This window comes from Kitasatospora sp. NPDC051914, assembly GCF_040680995.1.
GTDB lineage: Bacteria > Actinomycetota > Actinomycetes > Streptomycetales > Streptomycetaceae > Kitasatospora.
On record NZ_JBFAXX010000027.1, the window covers coordinates 96,093 to 110,733 of the forward strand.

Here is a 14,641-nt window from a genome sequence, read left to right on the forward strand (position 1 = left end):
CGTCCCCAGGCATGATCGCGCCCCGCCCCGGACCGATCCGGTCACCCCGCCGAGCCGCACGGAATGCGGGCACCGCAGGTGGGGTTGGATGGGGGCATGGCTTCTCGTGCACGCGTACGCGCCCCCGAACTGGTGGGCAAGGGCGGATGGCTCAACACCGGCGGCAAGGACCTGACGCTGGCCGACTTGCGGGGTAAGTGTGTCGTACTAGACTTCTGGACCTTCTGCTGCATCAACTGCCTCCACGTCCTGGACGAACTCCGGGAGCTGGAGGAGAAGCACCGCGACACCGTGGTGATCGTCGGCGTCCACTCGCCCAAGTTCGTCCACGAGGCCGACCACCGGGCCGTGGTCGACGCGGTGGCCCGCTACGAGGTGCACCACCCCGTGCTGGACGACCCCGAGCTCGCCACCTGGAAGCAGTACGCGGTGCGCGCCTGGCCGACGCTGGTGGTGATCGACCCCGAGGGGTACGTCGTCGCCCAGCACGCCGGCGAGGGCCATGCGCACGCGATCGCGGCGCTGGTCGAGGAGCTGGAGGCGGAGCACGGCGCGAAGGGCACGCTGCGCCGCGGCGACGGCCCGTACGTGGCGCCGGAGCCGCAGGCCGGCGACCTGAAGTTCCCGGGCAAGGCGGTGCGGCTGCCGGACGGCCACTACCTGGTGGCCGACTCCGGCCACCACTCGCTGGTGGAGCTGGCCGAGGACGGCGAGACGGTGCTGCGCCGGATCGGCGACGGCGAGCGCGGCCTGGTGGACGGCACCTTCCCGCGCTTCAGCGAGCCGCAGGGCCTCGCCCTCGTCCCGGAGGGCCTCGGCCTCGACTACGACGTCGTGGTGGCGGACACCGTGAACCACGCCCTGCGCGGCGTGCGCCTCGCCGACGGCAGCGTCACCACCCTGGCCGGCACCGGCCGGCAGTGGTGGCAGGGCTCGGCCACCGGGGGCCCGGCCCGCGAGGTCGACCTCTCCTCGCCGTGGGACGTCGCCTGGTTCGACGGCCGAGTGTGGATCGCCATGGCCGGCGTGCACCAGCTGTGGGCCTTCGACCCGGCGGCCGGCACCGTCGAGGTCGCGGCCGGCACCACCAACGAGGGCCTGGTCGACGGCCCGGCGGCCGAGGCCTGGTTCGCCCAGCCGTCCGGCCTCGCGGTCTCCGCCGACGGCGAGCGGCTCTGGGTCGCCGACTCGGAGACCTCGGCCGTCCGCTGGGTTTCACGTGGAACATTCACCGTGCACACCGCGGTCGGCACCGGCCTGTTCGACTTCGGCCACCGCGACGGCGCCGCCGACCAGGCCCTGCTCCAGCACCCGCTGGGCGTCACCGTGCTGCCGGACGGCTCGGTCGCGATCGCCGACACCTACAACCACGCGCTGCGCCGCTTCGACCCGGCGAGCGGCGAGGTGACCACCCTCGCCACCGACGTCCGCGAGCCCTCCGGCGCCGTGGTGGTGGACGGCGACATCGTCGTGGTGGAGTCGGCCCGGCACCGGCTGACCCGGCTGCGCCTGCCGGAGGAGGCCGTCCAGGTCGAGTCGGTGGCGCACCGCACCCAGCGCGCCGCCACCGAGGTCGCCCCCGGCGCCCTTCAGCTGGACGTGGTCTTCCAGGCCCCGTCCGGTCAGAAGCTGGACGAGCGCTACGGCCCGTCGACCCGGCTGCTGGTCAGCTCCACCCCGCCGGAGCTGCTGCTCTCGGGCGCGGGTGCGGACACCGACCTCTCCCGCGAGCTGGTGCTCAACGAGGCCGTCGCCGAGGGCGTGCTGCACGTGTCGGCGATGGCCGCCTCCTGCGACGACGACCCGGCCGTCGAGTACCCGGCCTGCCACGTGCACCAGCAGGACTGGGGCGTGCCGGTGAAGCTGACCGCCGACGGCGTGCGCCGACTGCCGCTGGTCCTCGCCGGCATGGAGTGACCTGAACGGGACGGATCGACCGGGGGCCGTCCGCGCGGCGGCCCCCACCGCCCGCGGCACCGGCCCCCGGCCCCGGCTCAGCCCTCCAGGAACGCCTTGAGCGCGCTCGCCAGCAGGTACGGGTCCTCCGCGCCGCACAGCTCGCGCGCCGAGTGCATGGAGAGCGCGGCGATGCCGCAGTCCACGGTGGTGATGCCGAGCCGGGCGGCGGTGATCGGGCCGATCGTGGTGCCGCAGGGCATGGCGTTGTTGGAGACGAAGGTCTGCCACGGCACGCCGGCCTTCTCGCAGGCCGCGGCGAACACCGCCCGGCCGACGCCGTCGGTGGCGTACCGGTTGTTGACGTTCACCTTGAGGATCGGGCCGCCGTTGGGCATCGGGTGGTGCCCGGGCTCGTGCCGCTCGCTGTAGTTGGGGTGGACGGCGTGCCCCATGTCGGAGGAGAGGCAGACCGTGCCGGCCAGCGCCCGGGCGCGGTCCTCGGCGGTGCCGCCGCGGGCGAGGACGCTGCGCTCCAGCACGTTGCCGAGCAGCGGGCTCTGCGCGCCGGTGTCGGACTCGCTGCCGGTCTCCTCGTGGTCGAAGGCGGCCAGCACCGGGATGTACGGCAGGGCGGCGTCGCCGGTGGCGACGGCGGCCAGCGCGGCGGTGGCGGCGTGCACCGAGAGCAGGTTGTCCAGGCGCGGGCCGGCGAGCAGCTCGCGGTCGCGGCCGAGGTAGGACGGCGGCTGCACGTCGTGGGTCATGAGGTCCCAGCCGACCACGTCGTCGGCGGCCACGCCGGCCTTGGCCGCGACGTATTCGACCAGGGCGCCCTCGGTCACCTCGCCGATCCCCCAGATCGGTGTGAGGTGGCGCTGCTTGTCGAGCTTGAGGCCCTCGTTGACCGCCCGGTCCAGGTGGATGGCGAGCTGCGGGACGCGCAGCAGCGGTTCGTCGATCTGCACCAGCCGGGCGGTGCCGTCGCGCAGCGCGAGCCGGCCGGAGACGCCGAGGTCGCGGTCGAGCCAGGTGTTCAGCGGGACGCCGCCGTAGATCTCGACGGCGACCTGGCGCCAGCCGGCCGAGCCGGTGTCCGGGATCGGCTTGACCCGGAGGTTGGGCGAGTCGGTGTGCGTGCCGACCACGCGGAACGGCGTCTCCGGCCCGGCCCCCTCGGGCACGTACCACGCGATCAGCGCGCCGCCGCGGACGAGGTACCGGCCGCCGGCCTCGGCCCCCCAGGCGTCGGTCTCCAGGACCCGGCGGAAGCCCGCCTTCTCCAGGCGCTCGGCCGAGGCGGCCACCGCGTGGTACGGCGAGGGCGCGGCGCCGAGGTAGGCGATCAGATCGTCGGTGTGCGTCCGGTCGAAGTAGGCCGGGCGGTCGGCGGTCGACATGCTGCTCCTGGGTTGAGGGAGGTCGGAGGCCGGATGGGGGTACCGGCTCCGCATCTGAGCATATGCCCGTACACGGACATGACGCGGCGAACTCAAAAACGGTGACACAACGGTGAGGGCGCCGGGACACAGCGCACTCCTGACCGGACGTCAAGCAGTTCTCGACGGGGGGTTTGCCCGCATCCGTCCGGTGCGGAAACGCCGTGGGGCCCGGTCATCGGACCGGGCCCCACGGCGTGAGGGTGTGTCAGGCAGACTTCAGGGGCCTCAGAAGGCCTCCTCCGCGAGCTCCATGATCTCGTTGTCCACGGCCTCCGCGATCAGGCGCTGCGGGGCGGTGGTGGGGAGGATGTTGCGGGCGAAGAAGCGGGCCGCGGCGACCTTGCCCTGGTAGAACGGCACGTCCTTCTCGGAGGCGCCGGCCTCGAGCTTGGCCAGCGCGACGGCGGCCTGGCGGAGCAGCAGCCAGCCGATCACGACGTCGCCGGAGACCAGCAGCAGGCGGGTGGCGTTCAGGCCGACCTTGTACATGTTGGTGACGTCCTGCTGGACGGCGGTCAGGTCGGTGAGCATCTTGCCGACGATGGCCTCCAGGTCGCCGGCGGCCTTGCCGAGCGCCTCGCGCTCGGCGGCCAGGGCGTCGCCGCCCTCGCCGGTGGCGATGAACTTCTGGATCTGCTCGGAGACGGCGGTGAGCGCCTGGCCGCCGTCCTTGACGATCTTGCGGAAGAAGAAGTCCTGGCCCTGGATGGCCGTGGTGCCCTCGTAGAGGGTGTCGATCTTGGCGTCCCGGATGTACTGCTCGATCGGGTACTCCTGCAGGTAGCCGGAGCCGCCGAAGGTCTGCAGGGACTGGGCGAGCTGCTCGTAGGACTTCTCCGAGCCGTAGCCCTTGACGATCGGCAGGAGCAGGTCGTTCAGGCGCTCGGCGGCCTCGTCGGACTCGCCGCGCAGGCGGGCGGCCAGCACGTCGTCCTGGACGGAGGCGGTGTAGAGCACCAGGGCGCGCATGCCCTCGGCGTACGCCTTCTGCGTCATCAGCGAGCGGCGGACGTCCGGGTGGTGGGTGATGGTGACGCGCGGGGCGGTCTTGTCCAGGAAGTTGGCGATGTCCGCGCCCTGCACGCGCTCCTTGGCGTACTCGAGGGCGTTGAGGTAGCCGGTGGACAGGGTGGCGATCGCCTTCGTGCCGACCATCATGCGGGCGAACTCGATGATCTTGAACATCTGGCGGATGCCGTCGACCTTCTCGCCGAGCAGCCAGCCCTTGGCCGGGTGCTTGGCGCCGAAGGTCATCTCGCAGGTGTTCGAGGCCTTGAGGCCCATCTTGTGCTCGACGTTGGTGGCGTAGACACCGTTGCGCTCGCCGAGCTCGCCGGTCTCCCAGTCGAAGTCGTACTTCGGCACGATGTAGAGGCCGAGGCCCTTGGTGCCGGGCTTGCCGCCCTCGGGGCGGGCCAGCACCAGGTGGATGATGTTGTCGGACATGTCGTGCTCACCGGAGGTGATGAAGCGCTTCACGCCCTCGATGTGCCAGGAGCCGTCCTCCTGCTTGATCGCCTTGGTGCGGCCGGCGCCGACGTCCGAACCGGCGTCCGGCTCGGTCAGCACCATGGTGGCGCCCCAGAGGCCGTCGACCATGCGCTGGGCGACCTTGTGCTGCTCCTCGGTGCCCTCCTCGTAGACGACGCCGGCGAAGGCCGGGCCGGAGGAGTACATCCAGATGGCGGGGTTGGAGCCGAGGATCTGCTCCGCGTAGGCCCAGACCAGGGAGGACGGGGTGACCTGGCCGCCGATGCCCTCCGGGATGCCCAGGCGCCACCACTCGGCGTCCATGAAGGTCTGGTAGCTCTTCTTGAAGGTGGCCGGGATCGGCGCGGTGTTGGTCTCCGGGTCGAAGACCGGCGGGGTGCGGTCGGTGTCGGTGAACGACGCGGCGAGGTCGTTCTCGGCGAGACGGGAGATCTCGCTGAGGATGTTCTTCGCGGTGTCGACGTCCATGTCGGCGAACGGACCGGTGCCGTACACCTGGTCGCGGCCGAACACCTCGAACAGGTTGAACTCCACGTCCCGCAGGTTGGACTTGTAGTGACCCATGACCGTTTCTCCGGTTCGTCTGCTTGCCGTGGGCCCGCCGATCGAGCGCCACTTACCCACCAGTACGCACCATGATGCTACCCGGCAGTAACTTGTTCAAGCCCTCGCACGGCAAAGCCTTATGAACGTGGTCACGTCCCACAACCGCAGCCGCGGCCGCATTGTGCGGTCCACCCGCTCCCCGGAGGCGCCCGGCCCGCTAGCCTGGTCCCGTGTACGGCTACGAGCAGACCGCGTACCAGGACCCCTACCAGCAGCAGGCGGGGATGAACGGCATGCCCGGCCCCGGCCCGTACGGCGACCCGCAGCAGGGCACTGCCCGGCAGTCCCTCTACCCGGAGCCCTCGCCGCCCTCGCTGGCCGACGCGGTCCGGGCGTTCACCACCGGATCGATGCCGGTCGAGGACTTCCAGGCGATCTTCATCACCTCCAAGGTGCACTGCCCGCGCGGCGACCGCCCCGGCTTCCTCGCCCTGCACAACACCCCGACCCCGGTGATCCCGATGTTCAGCTCGCTCAAGGAGCTGAGGCGCTACGCCGGCAAGGAGTCCAAGCACTTCAGCGTCACCGGCGCCGAGGTGCTCGACCTGCTGCCGACGGGCTACGGGTTCGCGCTCGACATGGAGGGCGAGCACCGCATGGTCTTCGACGCCAAGGCCGTCGAGCAGATGGTCGACTTCACCATGCGCCGGATGTACGGCTGACCCCACACCCCGCGGGAGGCGTGCGGCCTCCCGCACACTCTTCACCATTTAGTTCAACATTCAACTTGCAGTTGGTTGAGGATTGAACTAATCTGTCGGACGTAGGCCACAGACCCCTCCGAAGGAGGCCGACATGCCCGCCGTGACCGTCGAGAACCCGCTGACCCTTCCGCGCGTCGCCACCCCCGACCCCGCCGTCGCGGGGGCCCGGCCGGTGCTGGCCGTCGCCACCGCGCCGGAGGGCTTCGAGGGCGAGGGCTTCCCCGTCCGCCGCGCCTTCGCCAAGATCAACACCAAGTTCCTCGACCCGTTCATCATGATGGACCAGATGGGCGAGGTGGAGTACGCCGCCGGCGAGCCCAAGGGCACCCCCTGGCACCCGCACCGCGGCTTCGAGACCGTCACCTACCTGATCGACGGCGAGTTCATCCACAAGGACTCGCACGGCGGCGGCGGCCACCTCGGCGGCGGCGACACCCAGTGGATGACGGCCGGCTCCGGCATCCTGCACATCGAGACCCCGCCCGAGTCGCTGGTGCTGAGCGGCGGCCTGTTCCACGGCATCCAGCTGTGGGTCAACCTGCCGGCGAGCGACAAGATGACCCAGCCGCGGTACCAGGACATCCACGGCGGCCACGTGAAGCTGCTGACCAGCCCGGACGGCGGCGCCGTCCTGCGGCTGATCGCCGGCGAGCTCGACGGCCACCAGGGCCCGGGCGCCACCCACACCCCGATCACCCTGCTGCACGCCACGATCACCCCGGGTGCCTCGATCACCCTGCCCTGGCGGCCGGACTTCAACGCCCTGGCCTACGTGCTCAACGGCGACGGCACCGCCGGCACCGAGCGGCGGCCGGTCCGCACCGGGCAGGCCGTGGTCTTCGGCGACGGCGACACCATCACCATCGCCGCCGACGCCAAGCAGGATTCGCGCCACCCCAACCTGGACGTGATCATCCTGGGCGGGCAGCCGATCCGGGAGCCGGTCGCCTGGTACGGGCCGTTCGTGATGAACAGCCACCGGGAGCTGGAGCAGGCGATGAAGGACTTCCAGTCCGGCTCCTTCGGTCACCCGGTCGACTGACGGTCGAGGTCCGGGGCCCCTCCCGGGGCCTCAGATCCGGGCATAGAGGGCGCAGGCGTCGTCCGACTTCTTGCCCCTCGGCCACTGCGCGCAGTCGGCGTCGGCCTCCTCGACCGCCCGCACCTGGGCGATCAGCTCGGCCGGCCCCGACTCCGCCAGCAGCCGCAGTGCGTCCGACCAGCTGCCGAGTCCGAACCGCTCGGTGAAGCGGGCCGCGCCGTCGGTCAGCGCGGCCACCCCGCACAGGTCGGCGAGCGACACGAAGCCGGTCTCGGCGTGCTCGGCCGCACGCGGGGCGGCGGCCGCGATCCACGGCCCCTGCCCCGAGTTCCGCGCCGCGCGGACGGCCCGGGCGTACGCCGTGTACAGCTCGGACCGCTCCGCGCTGCCGGGCACGGTCGTCCAGACCTGCCGGCGCAGCAGCTCGCCGCCCGGGAAGCGCTGGTTGTCCCCGATCACCCGGGGCGCGCCCTCCCGGGGGTGCAGCACCAGCAGGGAGTCCCCGAGTACGAGGTACTCCAGCGAGCCGCCGGTCAGCCGGGCGGCGACCACCATCGCGGCCGGGGTGTTGGGGTTGGCGAGGTCGCAGCGCCCGCCGTGCAGGGCGGCCGTCTCCGCGATGGCGTCGGCCAGGCACTCGGCGATCGAGCGGTCGGCCCGGTCGGTGAGCCGGGCGAGGAGGTGCACGCCGAGCCTTCTCGCGTACCAGGCGGTGCCGTGGCGGCACCCGGATTCCATCCCTTCCGGCATGCTGGAACCGTCCAGCAGCACCAGTGCTTCGGCAGAGGCGGCGGCGAAGTCCTCGCTCTCGCGGCCCGGCCCGTACGGTTCTCCGGCGAGCTGTACCTGCATCCGACCAGTCTGGGGGCGGGCGGGCGCCCGGTACAGGGGTCGGACGGCCTTCGGCGCGGCGGCGCGGCGTGCGCCGGAGCGCGCGGTGGCGACCGGGCGGAGCGCGGCATACCGTCGAAAGATCAACCGGTCCCGCCCTGGAGTGTGCGATGGTCTGGCAGTTCTTCGTCCTGGTGATCGCGTCCATCGGCTTCCCGATCCTCGCGCTCTTCTACCTGATCGGCGGGCCGCGCTTCCCCGACGAAGTGAAATGAGCCCGACACGCGGCGGCCGGCATGGCAGGGTGTGCACTGCACACGGCCCCCGCCCCGGGGGCCCGTACCGGAGGTCGCGCCATGAGCCAGGAAGCAGCCCCACCCGCCGAGCAGCCGGAGGCCGCGGCCGCCCCGGCCGACACGCCGACCGAGGCGCCCGCCCAGGACGACGTCAAGGCGAAGTTCCTCGCCGCGCTGGAGCGCAAGCACGGCGGCCGCGCGGGCGGCGGCGCCGGACAGGGCGGGGACGCGTCGAAGATCCACGGCACCCACGGTGCCGCGGGCGGCAAGCGCACGTTCCGCCGCAAGAGCGGCGGCTGACCCCGCGCGAAGCCCGAGGCAGCACCGGAGGGCGGGCCCCGCACAGGGGGCCCGCCCTCCGGCGTCGTGTCAGGCGGTGCTGGGCGCCGGCCTGGCGCTCGGCTCGGCCAGGAAGCCCAGCGCGTTGTCGAGGACGGAGGGCTCGGTGAGCACCCGCCGGTGGCCCAGCCGCCGGGTGGTGAGCAGCTCGACGCGGTCGCCGTACGCGGCCTTCAGCCGGTGGGCGTGCCGGACCGGCACCATCGGGTCGTCCTCGTCGTGCACCACCAGGGTGGGCGGCACCGATGCGGCCGGCTGCCGGGTGGAGTCGAAGCTGTCCCACACCGAGTCCACCTCGGGGAAGAGCACGGTCTCGATCCGGTGGGCGAGTTCGGTGCCGAGCCGATCGGAGAGCCCCAGCTGGTGGCGGAAGCCGTCGACCAGGAAGCGGATGTCGGTCACCCCGGCGACCGCCACCACCCGGCCGACCGGCACACCGCCGCCGAGCGCGAGGAACGTGGCGGCCACTCCGAAGGAGTGCGCCACCGCGGCCTCGAAGGGCCCGTGCCGCTCGTGCAGCCGGCCGATGATCTCCCGGTACTCCAGGATCGTGGTGGTCCGGCCGCCGGAGTCGCCGTGGCCGGGTGCGTCGAAGGCGACCGGGCTGAGGCCCGCCGCGAGCAGTCGGGACACCCACGGGGCGAAGCACGAGGCGCGGGACTGCCAGCCGTGCACCAGCAGGACGGGACGGGTGCCGTCGCCCCAGCGGTAGACCGCGGTGCGCTTGCCCGCGACGGTGAGGTGCTCGGTGCGGGCCCGGTCGTGGACCTCCCGCTCGGCGGTGCGGACCCGGCTGCGTCCGCCGGGCCGGCGGAAGATCTCGAAGGCGGCGCGGCCGGCGAGGCCCGGGGAGAGCAGCGCGGTGCCGTTGAGCGTGCGGCCGAGCAGGGCGTAGGTGTCCATGGGTCTCCCCGGGGGTGGTGCGGGGCGGGTGGAGCCTGACGGGGAAAAATATTAGCACGATCGTTCGTGCAGTTTTAGGGCGACGGAAATGCGGCGACGGTGCGGGAAGGGGTCAGGCCGCGGTGGACGCCTGGCCGAGCAGCCGGGCGACACCGGCCGCCGCCAGGTCGTAGCGGCCCTCCTCGCCGTACAGCAGCGACTGGGCGTTGGCCGTCTCCAGCAGACTGATCAGCGAGAAGACCAGCAGGTCCAGATCGGTGTCGGCGCTCAGCTCGCCGGCCGCCCGGGCGGCGCGCGCCAGGTCGGTCATGTGGCCCTCCCAGGTCCGGGCGACCACCGCGAGGGCGTCCCGCACCGGCCCCGGCCGGGCGTCGAACTCCGCCGACACCGCGTAGAAGAAGCAGCCCCCGGGGAACACCCGGCGCCGCGAGTACGCCAGCCAGGACTCGCACAGGGCGCGCAGCCGGCCGAGCCCGGACGGCAGGCCCTCCACCGGGGCGACCACGGCGTCGTAGAAGATCCGCTGGGCGGCCCGCACGGTGGCCAGCTGCAGCCCCTCCTTGGAACCGAAGCTCGCGAACACTCCGCTCTTGCTCAGCCCCAGGTCGGTGGCGAGCCTGCCGATCGACAGCGCCTCCAGGCCCTCGACCGAGGCGAGCTCCACGGCGCGCCCCAGCACCGCGCGGCGGGTCTCGTTGCCCCGCTGCACCCGGCCGTCCGTGGTCGGCGCCTCCACCGCGCTCCTCCCGTCCCGGCGGTTGCCGTCGGCGGCCAGCCTACGCCGCGAGGCGGCCCTCGATCACGGCCGCACGGGCGAGCAGCGCCTCGTCACCGCCCTCCGCCCCCACGCACTGCAGGCCCAGCGGGAGGCCGTCCAGCTGCCCGGCCGGCAGCGAGACCGCGGGCAGCCCCGCGTGGCTCCACGGGATCGACATCACGGCGCTGCCGGTCGCGTCCAGGCCGAGCGGGGCCGGACCGGTCGCGGCGGGCGTCACCCAGACGTCGACCCCGTGCTCCGCCGTCACCTCGGCCACCCGCCGCCGGAAGTCGGCGCGCGCGGCCAGCGCGGCCGCGTAGTCCGCCCGGTCGATCTCCCGGCCGTGCCGGACGGCGGCCACCGTCTCCGGCCGGTACAGGCTCCCGAAGCGGGTGAACAGCTCGTGGTGCACCTGCGCCAGCTCGTACCGGATGATCGTCCGCAGGTGGTGCTGGACGGCCTCGAAGTCGCCCAGCACGTCGACCCGGCTCACCGGCAGGCCGAGTTGCTCCACCGTGCGCTCGAAGGCGGCCAGCGCCTGCGGGCGGACCTCGTCCAGGTAGCCGCCGACCGGCACGCCCAGCACCGGGTCCGCCGCCGGGGCCGGCTCCTCGCGCCACCCGTCGCAGAGCACCGAGGCCGCCAGCCGCACCCCGGCCGTGTCCGAGGCGAAGCAGCCCATGGTGTCCAGCGTCGGCGCGTGCGCGATCACCCCGTCCACCGGCATCCGGCCGTACGTCGGACGGAAACCGGCCACCCCGCAGTACGCCGCCGGGCGGACCACCGAACCCACCGTCTGGCTGCCGATCGCCAACGGCACCAGACCCGCCGCCACCGCCGCCGCCGAACCGCTGCTCGACCCTCCCGGCGTGTGCCCCAGGTCGTACGGGTTCCGGGTCGGGCCCGGTGCCAGTACGGCGAACTCCGCCGTCACCGTCTTGCCCGCGATCAGCGCCCCCGCCGCCCGCAGCCGCCCCACCAGGGTGCCCTCCGGCCCCGCCAGCACCCCGGGCGGCAGCGCCGAGCCGCCATGGGTGGGCAGACCTTCGACGTGCACGATGTCCTTCACCCCGACCGCCACCCCGTACAGCGGCGGGCGGTCGTCGGGCGACGGGTACCGCGCCTCCAGCTCCTTGGCGGCAGCGGCGATCCGGTCGTGCCGGCCGGGCTCCGGGACGAAGGCGCGCAACGCCGGGTCGATCCGGTCGATCCGGGTGCAGAGGCGCTCGACGTGCTCGGCGAGCGGCGGGTCGCCGGCGCGGAGGCGGGCGGCGGCGGGGACAAGAGGCGTCATCGGCTCCATGGCGCCCACGCTACGGCTCCGCCGCGGCACGCACCGGCGGTTCGATCACTCGTGTTCGGCCGGCATGTAGGGCGTCTCGCGCAGGAAGAGCGCCCCGCAGGTGTGGCAGTTGAGGTCCGGCGTACGGGACCACAGCTCCGGGTCCTGGGTGAGCGCCGATGCGTCCAGCTCCCTCCCGCAGAGGGCGACCTCGGTGCCGCCGTGGGCGATGTGCCAGGTCTTCACCCCGTCGGACGGGCCGGACGGGCCGTACTCGGCTCGCATCTCGTACATCATGCCGCCATGCTGCGACGGCCTCCGGCCCACGGCAATCCGGCACGCCCGCCGCTGGAGGGGGGCTCGCACCGACACGAGGGTTGCCCCTGCCGGAGCTTGCGCGGAGCGCCGGGTTGCCCGGGGGTCAGGAGGCGGCGCGGAGGAGGGCGTCGTCCTGCCACTTGAGGATCTTGTCGAAGCTCACGATGGCGCCGCGCAGCGGGTGGTTGCGGAGTTGGACGTGGTCGGTGAGGGCGTGGATGAGGAAGAGGCCCCGGCCGGACTCGGCGGTGAGGTCGGGGAGGACGTCCGGATCGGGGGTGAGGACGGGGAGGAGCCGGCCGGCGGGCAGGACGTGGGTGTCGTACGGGGCGGGGTGTCCGGGCTGCCGCGGCCGGTGGCCGGCGAACAGCGAGGGGCCGAGGCTGGCGCGGCCCCGGCGGTTGCGGCACCGCCGCGGGCCGGAGCGGGGCGCGGCGGCGGGCCCTGGGTGGGCCGGCGGGGGGAGCGTGCCGGGCACGGCGGGGGCGATCGGCGGCAGGCCCGGGCCGGAGTCGACGACCTCGATCCGCAGCCGGTCGCCGGCGATGGCGGCGGTGACCTGGAAGCCATCGTCGGGACGGCCGGTGACGGCGTGCTCGACGGCGTTGGCGCAGGCCTCGGAGAGTGCCACGCCGAGGTCGTGGGCGATCTGCGGGTCGACACCGGCGGTGTCCATGGCGCCGAGCAGGATGCGGCGGGCGAGCGGCACGCTGGCCGGGTCGCGCTTGAGGTGCAGAGTCCACCAGATGTCCACGGGAGGTCCCTCCTGGCTGCGGCTCCACATACAACTAGGTATCTCCGGGCGTTTCGGCAGTGAACCGTCGGCTCCGGCCGCGACCGCCCGTTCGGCGGATGGACTGATGCGGAACAGTGTGCCGCGCGGCGCGCGTGATGGCGCGCACGCCGGGCCGAAAGGGTCATTCGGCGTATTTCCCACCCTGCCCGTGGTGCCGGTGTGAGCGGTGAGATGATGGCCCGGCCATGACTGCCGACCCCGCCGCCGCCGCGTTCACAGGCGCCGCCGCACCCTCCGACGGGGTGGCGGCCGCAGCCTGGGACCTCCGGGTGGCGCGTGCGGTGCCGTTCGCGCTGGTGTGCACGCTGATTGCGGCCGCCGGGCACGCGCTGGTGGGCGGCGGGGACGTCGCCCTGCCTGCGCTGGGGCTCGGTTTCACCGCGGTGGTGCTGCTGGCCGCGGCCCTCGGCGGGCGGGAGCGCTCGCTGCCCGCGATCGCCGGGGCACTCGGTGCCGGGCAGCTCGGCCTGCACCTGCTCTTCCACACGCTGACCCCGGCCCGGGCGCACCACGTGGCGGGCATGTCGATGCCGGAGGCCGCCGGGCGGCTGCTCTGCGACGACGTGGCGGGCAACGGTGTCACCCGTGTGCCGGCCGGCATCTCCCCCGAGCAGCTGATCAGCGACGCCGGCCTGGACCCGCACATGTATGCCGCGTCCGGCGCCGGGCATGCCGCCTCGGGCCTGTGGGGGACGAGCCCGGCGATGCTGCTGGGCCACCTGCTGGCGGCGGTCGTCGCCGGGTGGTGGCTGCGGCACGGCGAGGCTGCGCTGTGGCGGCTGGTGCGGCTGACCACGGAGGCGGCCCGCGAGTGGGCCGCGCCGCTGCGGCGCGCGCTGGTGCTGCTGGCGGCGGCGCTGCTGGGCGGTGTGCCCGCGGCCCGTCCTGCGGTGCCCGGCGGTCGGGCGGCGGACGTGCCGCTGCCCGGGGCCGCGGTCCTGCTGCACAGCGTGGTCCGGCGGGGCCCGCCGGCGGGGGCGTTCGCGCGCTGAGCGGCCCGGGGCACCGGGTTCGCGGCGCGCAGTCCGGCCGTTCCCGCACGGAGTCGGGACGGCCCGTACCGCCCCACCCGAAGCCCGGTGCACGCCGCGGCCGTTGCCGCCGTGCACCCCGCTCCCCTTGGAGAGACCCGTCATGCGTACCACTCCTGCCCGCCGGACCGCCCTCGCCGCCGCCGTCGCCGGTACCGCCCTCGTCGCGCTGGCCGGCCCGGCCTCCGCCCACGTCACCGTCCAGCCGGGCAGCGTCCCGCAGGGCGGCTACACCGCCGTGGCGTTCCGGGTGCCGGACGAGAGCGACACCGCCTCCACCGTGAAGCTGGAGGTCAGCCTGCCGATGGACCACCCGATGGCGTCGGTGCGCATCCAGCCGCTGCCGGGCTGGACGGCCGTCCTGGAGAAGTCGAAGCTCGACAAGCCGCTGAGCTCGCACGGCAAGGAGATCACCGAGGCCGTCTCCAAGATCACCTGGACCGCGGACGCCGGCACCAAGATCGCCCCCGGCCAGTTCCAGGAGTTCCGGGTCTCGCTCGGCGCCCTGCCGACCGACACCGACAAGCTGACCTTCAAGGCCCTGCAGACCTACGACAACGGCGACGTCGTCCGCTGGATCGAGGAGGCCAAGGAGGGCCAGCCCGAGCCCGCCAAGCCGGCGCCGGTGCTGACCCTCACCAAGGCCGCCGCCACCGCCTCCGCCGCGCCGACCGCCGACCAGCACGCCTCCCAGGACGCCCACGGCGACAAGGCCGCCGCGAGCACGGGTGACGACTCCACCGCCCGCACCCTCGGTGTGGTCGGCATCGTCGTCGGCGTGATCGGCGCCGCCCTCGGCGTCGCGGGCCTCCGCCGCAAGAGCGGCACCGATCTAGGGCACAGAGGGCCCGGGCGTCGGTGCGGCGGCGTTCGTCGGGGACGCCGGCGAGGAAGTCCTCCGGGCTGG

The 14,641-nt window shown here is 73.6% G+C and carries 13 protein-coding genes and 1 pseudogene; 6 read left to right on the forward strand and 8 right to left on the reverse strand.

The features are described 5' to 3' along the window. The first annotated feature begins 96 nt into the window (after positions 1 to 96). Positions 97 to 1,917, forward strand: a complete 1,821-nt coding sequence (locus AB0M03_RS19575) for an NHL domain-containing thioredoxin family protein (protein WP_363492806.1) — start codon at positions 97 to 99, stop codon at positions 1,915 to 1,917. 77 nt (positions 1,918 to 1,994) lie between these two features. On the opposite strand, the gene AB0M03_RS19580 is transcribed toward AB0M03_RS19575, so the two are convergent. Beyond that, positions 1,995 to 3,296, reverse strand: a complete 1,302-nt coding sequence (locus AB0M03_RS19580; protein WP_363492807.1) for a M18 family aminopeptidase — start codon at positions 3,294 to 3,296, stop codon at positions 1,995 to 1,997. A gap of 267 nt (positions 3,297 to 3,563) precedes the next feature. Continuing rightward, a complete protein-coding gene (locus AB0M03_RS19585; protein WP_363492808.1) occupies positions 3,564 to 5,393 on the reverse strand; it encodes an acyl-CoA dehydrogenase in 1,830 nt (609 codons plus the stop codon). A 275-nt stretch (positions 5,394 to 5,668) separates the two neighbouring features. On the opposite strand from AB0M03_RS19585, the gene AB0M03_RS19590 reads away from it, so the two are divergent. Both AB0M03_RS19590 and AB0M03_RS19595 read left to right on the forward strand, forming a co-directional pair. Next, on the forward strand, positions 5,669 to 6,097 hold the full coding sequence (locus AB0M03_RS19590; protein ID WP_363492825.1) for an SseB family protein: 429 nt from the start codon (positions 5,669 to 5,671) through the stop codon (positions 6,095 to 6,097). Between the two features lie 133 nt (positions 6,098 to 6,230). Further along, a complete protein-coding gene (locus AB0M03_RS19595; RefSeq protein ID WP_363492809.1) occupies positions 6,231 to 7,181 on the forward strand; it encodes a pirin family protein in 951 nt (316 codons plus the stop codon). Between the two features lie 30 nt (positions 7,182 to 7,211). On the opposite strand, the gene AB0M03_RS19600 is transcribed toward AB0M03_RS19595, so the two are convergent. Beyond that, on the reverse strand, positions 7,212 to 8,033 hold the full coding sequence (locus AB0M03_RS19600) for an integrase (RefSeq protein WP_363492810.1): 822 nt from the start codon (positions 8,031 to 8,033) through the stop codon (positions 7,212 to 7,214). Positions 8,034 to 8,368: 335 nt separating this feature from the next. Here AB0M03_RS19600 and AB0M03_RS19605 point away from each other — a divergent pair, with 335 nt between their 5' ends. Next, positions 8,369 to 8,608 (forward strand): DUF5302 domain-containing protein, encoded by a 240-nt coding sequence (locus AB0M03_RS19605; protein ID WP_363492811.1) that lies wholly within the window; start codon positions 8,369 to 8,371, stop codon positions 8,606 to 8,608. 69 nt (positions 8,609 to 8,677) lie between these two features. Here the strand turns inward: AB0M03_RS19605 and AB0M03_RS19610 are convergent, their stop codons facing one another. The 5 genes from AB0M03_RS19610 to AB0M03_RS19630 all read right to left on the reverse strand — a co-directional run bounded on the left by AB0M03_RS19610 (position 8,678) and on the right by AB0M03_RS19630 (position 12,661). Next, complete coding sequence (locus tag AB0M03_RS19610; protein WP_363492812.1) at positions 8,678 to 9,550, reverse strand: alpha/beta hydrolase; 873 nt, start codon at positions 9,548 to 9,550, stop codon at positions 8,678 to 8,680. Positions 9,551 to 9,662: 112 nt separating this feature from the next. After that, a complete protein-coding gene (locus AB0M03_RS19615; protein WP_363492813.1) occupies positions 9,663 to 10,286 on the reverse strand; it encodes a TetR/AcrR family transcriptional regulator in 624 nt (207 codons plus the stop codon). 40 nt (positions 10,287 to 10,326) lie between these two features. Beyond that, positions 10,327 to 11,610 carry an amidase gene (locus tag AB0M03_RS19620; RefSeq protein WP_363492814.1) on the reverse strand — a complete coding sequence of 428 codons (1,284 nt, stop codon included), beginning with the start codon at positions 11,608 to 11,610 and terminating at the stop codon, positions 10,327 to 10,329. Positions 11,611 to 11,655: 45 nt separating this feature from the next. Beyond that, complete coding sequence (locus AB0M03_RS19625; RefSeq protein WP_363492815.1) at positions 11,656 to 11,886, reverse strand: hypothetical protein; 231 nt, start codon at positions 11,884 to 11,886, stop codon at positions 11,656 to 11,658. Positions 11,887 to 12,010: 124 nt separating this feature from the next. Beyond that, positions 12,011 to 12,661, reverse strand: a complete 651-nt coding sequence (locus tag AB0M03_RS19630) for an ATP-binding protein (RefSeq protein ID WP_363492816.1) — start codon at positions 12,659 to 12,661, stop codon at positions 12,011 to 12,013. A 227-nt stretch (positions 12,662 to 12,888) separates the two neighbouring features. Between AB0M03_RS19630 and AB0M03_RS19635 the strand changes: the two genes are divergently transcribed. Both AB0M03_RS19635 and AB0M03_RS19640 read left to right on the forward strand, forming a co-directional pair. Then, entirely contained in the window at positions 12,889 to 13,695 is an 807-nt protein-coding gene (locus AB0M03_RS19635; protein ID WP_363492817.1) for a hypothetical protein, read from the forward strand. Positions 13,696 to 13,837: 142 nt separating this feature from the next. Beyond that, positions 13,838 to 14,557: pseudogene (locus AB0M03_RS19640) on the forward strand (YcnI family protein); the annotation flags it as partial. Positions 14,558 to 14,641: the final 84 nt, after the last annotated feature.

Coding starts and splice junctions, on each gene's coding strand:
- AB0M03_RS19590 (WP_363492825.1), top strand. CDS start 5,669: ATGCCCGGCCCCGGCCCGTACGGCGACCCGCAGCAGGGCACTGCCCGG.
- AB0M03_RS19595 (WP_363492809.1), top strand. CDS start 6,231: ATGCCCGCCGTGACCGTCGAGAACCCGCTGACCCTTCCGCGCGTCGCC.
- AB0M03_RS19620 (WP_363492814.1), bottom strand. CDS start 11,610: ATGGAGCCGATGACGCCTCTTGTCCCCGCCGCCGCCCGCCTCCGCGCC.
- AB0M03_RS19610 (WP_363492812.1), bottom strand. CDS start 9,550: ATGGACACCTACGCCCTGCTCGGCCGCACGCTCAACGGCACCGCGCTG.
- AB0M03_RS19635 (WP_363492817.1), top strand. CDS start 12,889: ATGACTGCCGACCCCGCCGCCGCCGCGTTCACAGGCGCCGCCGCACCC.
- AB0M03_RS19585 (WP_363492808.1), bottom strand. CDS start 5,393: ATGGGTCACTACAAGTCCAACCTGCGGGACGTGGAGTTCAACCTGTTC.
- AB0M03_RS19575 (WP_363492806.1), top strand. CDS start 97: ATGGCTTCTCGTGCACGCGTACGCGCCCCCGAACTGGTGGGCAAGGGC.
- AB0M03_RS19580 (WP_363492807.1), bottom strand. CDS start 3,296: ATGTCGACCGCCGACCGCCCGGCCTACTTCGACCGGACGCACACCGAC.
- AB0M03_RS19600 (WP_363492810.1), bottom strand. CDS start 8,033: ATGCAGGTACAGCTCGCCGGAGAACCGTACGGGCCGGGCCGCGAGAGC.
- AB0M03_RS19605 (WP_363492811.1), top strand. CDS start 8,369: ATGAGCCAGGAAGCAGCCCCACCCGCCGAGCAGCCGGAGGCCGCGGCC.
- AB0M03_RS19625 (WP_363492815.1), bottom strand. CDS start 11,886: ATGATGTACGAGATGCGAGCCGAGTACGGCCCGTCCGGCCCGTCCGAC.